Below are 6,560 nucleotides of genomic sequence, written 5' to 3'. Positions count from 1 at the left end.
AAACAACAAAGCCGGCACCTGAAACAGGTACCGGCTTCTTCGTCACGACCTCAGGTCGATGACAGACTCATGCGCTGAGCAAGCGGGGCTCAGGCGAAGACGATGGTCTTGTTGCCGTGGATCAGCACGCGATCCTGCAGGTGCCAACGCAGGCCGCGCGCCAGCACTTTCTGCTCGACATCACGGCCGATGCGCACCAGTTCCTCGGCGGTATGGCAGTGAGTGACGCGATGGATGTCCTGCTCGATGATCGGGCCGGCATCCAGCTCTTCGGTCACGTAATGGCAGGTCGCACCGATCAGCTTGACCCCACGCCCGAAGGCCTGGTGATACGGCTTGGCACCCACGAAGGAAGGCAGGAAGCTGTGGTGGATGTTGATCAGGCGACCGGCATAGCGCTCACACAGGCTCGGCGGAATGATCTGCATGTAGCGCGCCAACACGATGCAATCGGCTTGGGATTCTTCCACCAGACGCTCGACTTCGGCAAAAGCCGGCGCCTTGTCATTCTTGTCGACCGGCACGTGATGGAACGGAATGCCGTGCCATTCCACCAGCGAGCGCATGTCATCGTGGTTGGAAATGACGCAGGGAATCTCGCAATCCAGATCACCGGACTGCCAGCGATGCAGCAGGTCCACCAGGCAATGGGAGTCCTTGGAGACCATCAGCACGACACGCTTCTTGGCAGCGGTGTCATGCACGCGCCACTGCATGCCGAACTCTTCACCGATCGGGGCGAAGCGCTTGCCGAGCTCAGCGGCGCTCAGGCCGATGGTTTCGGGGTTGATCTCATAGCGCATGAAGAAACGACCGGCGCCAAGATCAGAATGCTGATTGGCTTCGGTGATCCACCCGCCCTGCTCGGCGATGAAAGTGGAAACTCGGGCAACAATTCCGACCTGATCAGGGCAGGACACCACCAGGCGATAGGCGTGAGACATCGTAAGTTCAACCATTGTGATAGCGGGAATGATGTTCAGCCGGCGAAGCGCCGGCCTGCGCGAGGAATCATGACACCGCCCGTAAGCAGCCCCTCGGCAAAGGTGGGCTATTGTAGCTGATCACGCGGCCTGAAACAGTGCTGCGCCCCGATTCTGTCCATATGGTCAATACGACATTGCGATCAGCGGCCATCACGCCGGCCCACCTCAAGGCGTCACGCGGACGGCTGGGGCGCCCTCGAATCGACGCGACCGGACAACAGCGCCATTTGTGGCGCTTCGCGGGATTCCCGTATAGTTGAGCCACATTTTATAGATGGCATGACATCCATGTTGAAACCCCGCGTTCAAGTCCGTCAGAGACAACGTCCGCCGCTGCACCTGCTACCGCTGGGTGGCTGCGGCGAGATCGGCATGAATCTGACGCTGTATGGTTATCAGGATCACTGGATTGCCGTGGATTGCGGCATGATGATTCGCCAGGACCTGCCGGAAGGTCCGCTGCAGGTGCCGGATATCGAGTCCCTGGCAAGCCTGGGCATCAGCCCGCAGATGCTGGTGATCACCCATGGCCACGAAGACCACATCGGCGCGGTCGCCTGGCTGTGGCCGAAATGGCGCTGCCCGATCATCGCCACGCCCTTGGCGGCTGGCCTGCTGCGCGCCAAGTTTGCCGAGCGCGAGCTGGAAACCTCCAGCCTGCAGATCATCGAGGTGGATGAAGGCTTCGAATCCGGCCCCTTCGCGCTGCGATTGTTACCACTGACCCACTCCATTCCGGAAAGCTGCTCGTTGCTGATCGTCACGCCGGAATATCGCGTGATGCATACCGGCGACTGGAAGCTGGACCCGGAGCCGCTGATCGGCGAGCCCACCGATCCGGAGCGCTATCAGGCACTGGCACCGGTCGATCTGGTCGTCGGCGACTCCACCAATGCGCCGCTGGCGGGTCATTCGCGCAGTGAGGGCGAGGTGGCACGCGCACTGGAGAAGACGCTGGCCGGCTGTCGCGGACGCGTTGTCGTGACCTGCTTTGCCAGCAACCTGGCCCGCATCCTGGCGCTGGGGCGCGCCGCCGCACGCAATGGTCGCCGCATCACGCTGCTGGGGCGCTCGATGGAGCGCATGGTGCGCGTCGCCCGCGGTCTCGGCTATCTGGAAGACTTCCCGCCGCTGGTCCCGGTGAAGGACCTGGGCTACCTGCCCCCGGAAGAGGTCATGGTGATCGCCACCGGCAGCCAGGGCGAGCCGCGCGCCGCACTGTCACGCCTGGCCAATTCCCGCCATCCGGACTTCGAGCTGGCCGCCGGCGACACCGTGATCTTCTCTTCCAAGGCGATTCCCGGCAATGAGCTGGCCATCGGCAAGTTGCACAACGCCCTGACACGCCTCGGCGTCGGCATCATGGAAGAGAAGCAGTTCCCGGACCTGCACGCCTCCGGGCACCCGGCGCAGGAAGAATTGCGCACCTTCTATGGCTGGCTGAAACCGGTACGTCTGCTGCCGGTGCATGGCGAATATCGCCACCAGCTCGCTCACACCCAGGTGGCACAGTCCCTGGGCATCGAGGCACCGCTGATTCCCGTCAATGGTGACGTGATTCGCCTCGATGCTCAGGGGCTGTCGGTGGAGAAACGCCTGACACTGCACGAACGCATCATCGAGCATGACAAGGTGCGTCCGCTGGATTCCATGGACCGCCGTGCCCGTGCGCGTCTCGGCCGGCATGGCAGCGTCTCGCTGGCGTTGCCCGTCACGCTGCAGGAGGCCGGCTGGGTTCGCATCGGCCGCTTGATGCTGGATATCAGCGGCACCTCAAGCCTGGATGAAGACAGCTTCGCCGAATGGCTGGATGACACCCTGGCAGGCCTGGATGCCAGCAATGAACGTGAACTCAAGCAGCAACTCGATGGCCGCATCAATCGCTGGCTGCGCAACCACCTGCGCCATGAGCCGGTGCTCTTCCTGCATATCATGGCCATGAATCAGGAGTGAGTGTCGCGCCACCATCGAAGTGATGGCCACCTTGATCTCACTGCCCTGCACAAAGCAGCGCATGAAAAAGCCCGCCCGGGAAATACCGGGCGGGCTTTTCTGCTGCTGGGAGGCGCTCAGGGACTGGTGATGGCGACATTGCCGACTTGCCGGCTGGCAATCTCGATCTCAAGCGCTTCAGCCACCTCCATGGCGTCAGGCCGAAGGTCTCAAACGGACTTGTTCTTCGGCGGACGGCCACGACGCTTGGGCTGATCACTGACCAGATCATCCACGGAAAGGCCAGCTTCGATCATCGCATCACGAATCTCGGCAAGCTTGCGCTCCTTGGCGATTTCTTCTTCGCGGCGCTGCTCGTCTTCTTCGGCTTTCTGCTCGATCACCTCATTGATGACCTCGGAGAGCTTGTGCAGTTGTTCCATGGACAGCTGACGCGCTGCTGCACGAGCAACATTCTTGTTACGAGCGATCTTTTCGAGAGAATCGGCTGTCATTTCGCTACCTCCACCATATGCACTGAGCTGGAATCCCTGCGAGTCATCGCATTGGATGTGATAATGCAGCAAAGTATAAGCGCTAAATATGAACTAACAAGCCTTGTCAAAAGCAAGGCAGTGTTTCCACAGGATAGACCAACAAAAACCCCGCTTGATAGCGGGGTTTTTGTGAGCGCCTGTGAGTTATCCAGGATGGCTCGATCAACATGAGCGTCACGACTGATGACGAAAAAGGACTCAGCCTCCCGTCATGTTCATGAAGCGAACGATCTGGACATCACCATCCGTCGTGAAGTGATGACGCTCGGGCTTGAGGTGCATGGCATCGATGATCGCGGCCTTGAGCGGCTCGATGTCACCCGGGTGGCGACGCATGATGTCACGCAGGTCAAGCGAGTGCTCATTGCCAAGACACAGCAACAGACGCCCCTCTACCGTGACGCGAACGCGGTTGCAGGTCGAGCAGAAGTTATGACTGTGCGGTGAGATGAATCCCACCCGTGATTCGCTGTCCGCCATGCGGAAATAACGCGCCGGCCCCAGGCTGTCTTCAAGCGTGGGAATCAGCGGATAACGCGTCTCGATGCGCGCCTGGACATCATCACTGGAGCAGAAGGTCTCGTCACGGCCGTGATCCGAGACCTGGCCCAGCGGCATCTCCTCGATGAAGCTGATGTCCAACCCTTCCTCACGCGCGAATTCGACCAGCGACACCACTTCGTGATCATTGCGCCCTTTCAGCACCACTGCATTGAGCTTGATGCGGAAGCCTTCCTCGCGCGCAGCACGGATGCCGGCGATCACCTTGTTCAGGTCGCCGGTACGCGTCAGCGCCTTGAAGCGCTCCGGGTCCAGAGAATCAAGGCTGATATTCAGCCGTGACATGCCGGCGGCCTTCAACTGGGCGGCGTGCTTGGCAAGGCCCGCGCCGTTGGTGGTCATCGAGAAGTCCTTGAGTCCCTCGAGTGCGCCGATTTCATCAACCAGCTTGCCGATATCACGCCGTACCAGCGGCTCCCCTCCGGTCAGGCGAATCTTCTCGACTCCCAATTCCACGAAGGCGCGCGCCAGCAACGCGATCTCTTCGAGGCTCAAGACCTCGTCGCGTGGCAGAAAGGTCATCTCTTCGCTCATGCAATAGACGCAGCGAAAATCACAGCGGTCCGTCACTGACAGGCGAACATAGCGGATGCGACGACCGAAGTCATCGACCAGGGTTTCCATCATGACTCTCCCGAAAACTTGGGTGTTGCCAGCGCTGATTGTCTCTCTTCGCCGCTGGCCTCGGCCAATGAGTCATCAGCCTTGTGTTGCTCGACAAGGGGGGATACCGCTTCACCCTCTGCCGTCACCGTGGACTCTGGATGCCAGCGCTCGAGTGCCTCGCGATCGCTCGAACGTTCCCGCACCCAATAATCTCCCGTGGCGGTGTGCTCCTTTTTCCAGAAAGGCGCCCGCGACTTGAGGTGGTCCATCAGGAAGTCACAGCCGGCAAAGGCAGCCTGACGATGCGCACTGGCGACCAGCACCAGCACGATATTGTCGCCGGGCTCGAGCCGTCCGACACGGTGAATGATGCGCACCCCGGTGAGCGGGAAGCGCTCGCGCGCCTCTGTGATCAAGCGTTCGAGGCTACGCTCCGTCATGCCGGGATAGTGTTCCAGCGTCAGCGCGACGACATCCGGTCGCTGATTGAAATCACGCACCAGCCCCGTGAAGGACACCACGGCACCGATGTCGCCGCGCCCACGCGTCAGGACGTCCTGCTCGACACGCAGATCAAAATCACTGGCCTGAATGCTGACCGAAAAGGCCTGCGAGGCTTCGTTTGCGACCTGGGTCATGTCAGCCCCCCGTCACCGGTGGGAAGAAGGCGACTTCATCACCGGCATTCAGTGGGTGGTCATCGCGCACCATGTCCTGATTGACGGCGCAAAGCACGCGAGTGTCATTGAGCGCTTCAAGCTGAGGGTCACGCAGCGCCAGGGTGCGCTTCAGGCCCCCGACCGTCGCTTGGGACAGCGTCGTCAGATTCAGCGCCAGGCTGTCGAGGTCCAGGCGTTCCCGCAGTTCCGCCAGGAAGAGGACCCGCACGGTGGCATCGCCGCGTGCCGCCGGAGCGGCCTGTCCCGCTGTCGCTTCGATGGGCTCAGCTGTCGCAGCACGGCTTGGCTCAGTCCGGCTTGGTTCGGTCCGGCTTGGCTCAACCGGCGTCTGCTCGACAGCGGCGGCCTCCTCCGGACGCTGCCAGTCACCACTCTTGCCACCGGTCTTGGTCTCGAGCTGGATATCGCCGATCACGATACCCTTGTCGACCGCCTTGCACATGTCATAGAGCGTCAAGGCCGCTACCGAGGCCGCCGTCAGCGCCTCCATCTCGACACCGGTACGCCCATTGAGGCGACACAGCACCTGAATTTCCACGCAGCTGTTGGCGCTGTCCAGCGTGAAGTCGACCGTTACCTTGGAGAGCATCAAGGCATGACAGAGCGGAATCAGCTCATGAGTGCGCTTGGCCGCCTGGATGCCGGCAATACGCGCCGTCGCCAGCACATCCCCTTTGGGCAGGCCACCTTCGGCGAGCAGAGCGAGCGTGGCAGGCAGCATGCTGACGCGTGCGCTGGCTCGCGCCTCGCGGCGGGTTTCCTGCTTGTCCGCAACATCCACCATATGGGCTTCGCCGCGTGCGTTGAGATGAGTAAGGCTCATGAGCTGTCTCGTATCCGTATCGGGTGCGCCTGACTGGCGGCAATCTCAGAAATACCAAAGCCTGAAGAAGCAGGCAGGCAAGCCCTGATGAACAGGACTGGCCAAAAAATTAGCAGACTATCTTTTCATGAATCAGCTGGCATGACCACTGCGAGGGGTATCGCCTAGACGATGCCGCGACTGCCCAGCCACTGCACCATGACCGGCTCGCCGGCGTGAAGCGTGGCGCAGCCGGCGGGAATCTCGATCAGGCATTCGGCCAGCAACATCGAGGTCAGAATACCCGAGCCCTGCCGCCCCGTGGTCATCACCACCTGACGCCCCTGGTCATCCAGCACGATCTGGCCGCGATGATAGTCGACACGCTCGGCACGTGAGCGCAACGTCTCGCCGGCGATCAACTGCAGGCGCGGGG

Annotated in this window: 6 protein-coding genes and 1 pseudogene; 1 reads left to right on the top strand and 6 read right to left on the bottom strand. The window is 61.3% G+C overall.

Translation table 11 applies throughout. From position 1 onward, the window contains the following. Positions 1-89 precede the first annotated feature (89 nt). Positions 90-944: a formyltetrahydrofolate deformylase gene (gene purU, locus AC4FAH_RS12525; protein WP_054556293.1), complete on the bottom strand. Its 855-nt coding sequence runs from the start codon at positions 942-944 to the stop codon at positions 90-92. 414 nt (positions 945-1,358) lie between these two features. Between purU and AC4FAH_RS12520 the strand changes: the two genes are divergently transcribed. Further along, a complete protein-coding gene (locus AC4FAH_RS12520; protein WP_043336797.1) occupies positions 1,359-2,939 on the top strand; it encodes a ribonuclease J in 1,581 nt (526 codons plus the stop codon). A 209-nt stretch (positions 2,940-3,148) separates the two neighbouring features. On the opposite strand, the gene AC4FAH_RS12515 is transcribed toward AC4FAH_RS12520, so the two are convergent. From AC4FAH_RS12515 to AC4FAH_RS12495, 5 genes and pseudogenes are all read right to left on the bottom strand, one after another. Next, positions 3,149-3,433: an H-NS family histone-like protein gene (locus tag AC4FAH_RS12515; RefSeq protein ID WP_043336782.1), complete on the bottom strand. Its 285-nt coding sequence runs from the start codon at positions 3,431-3,433 to the stop codon at positions 3,149-3,151. A gap of 240 nt (positions 3,434-3,673) precedes the next feature. Further along, the gene (gene moaA, locus AC4FAH_RS12510; protein WP_054556294.1) at positions 3,674-4,663 is read right to left on the bottom strand and encodes a GTP 3',8-cyclase MoaA; all 990 of its coding nucleotides are present in this window, start codon (positions 4,661-4,663) and stop codon (positions 3,674-3,676) included. Continuing rightward, positions 4,660-5,280: a molybdenum cofactor biosynthesis protein MoaE gene (locus AC4FAH_RS12505; protein WP_490246134.1), complete on the bottom strand. Its 621-nt coding sequence runs from the start codon at positions 5,278-5,280 to the stop codon at positions 4,660-4,662. Before AC4FAH_RS12505 ends, moaA begins: the two co-directional genes overlap by 4 nt. A gap of 1 nt (position 5,281) precedes the next feature. Beyond that, entirely contained in the window at positions 5,282-6,145 is an 864-nt protein-coding gene (gene moaC / locus AC4FAH_RS12500) for a cyclic pyranopterin monophosphate synthase MoaC (protein WP_490246133.1), read from the bottom strand. A gap of 164 nt (positions 6,146-6,309) precedes the next feature. Continuing rightward, positions 6,310-6,560: pseudogene (locus AC4FAH_RS12495) on the bottom strand (molybdopterin molybdenumtransferase MoeA); the annotation flags it as partial.

It is taken from the genome of Cobetia sp., from assembly GCF_983723665.1.
The sequence above is the reverse complement of the archived record's forward strand: the minus strand, read 5'-3'. Positions and strand labels throughout refer to the sequence as shown.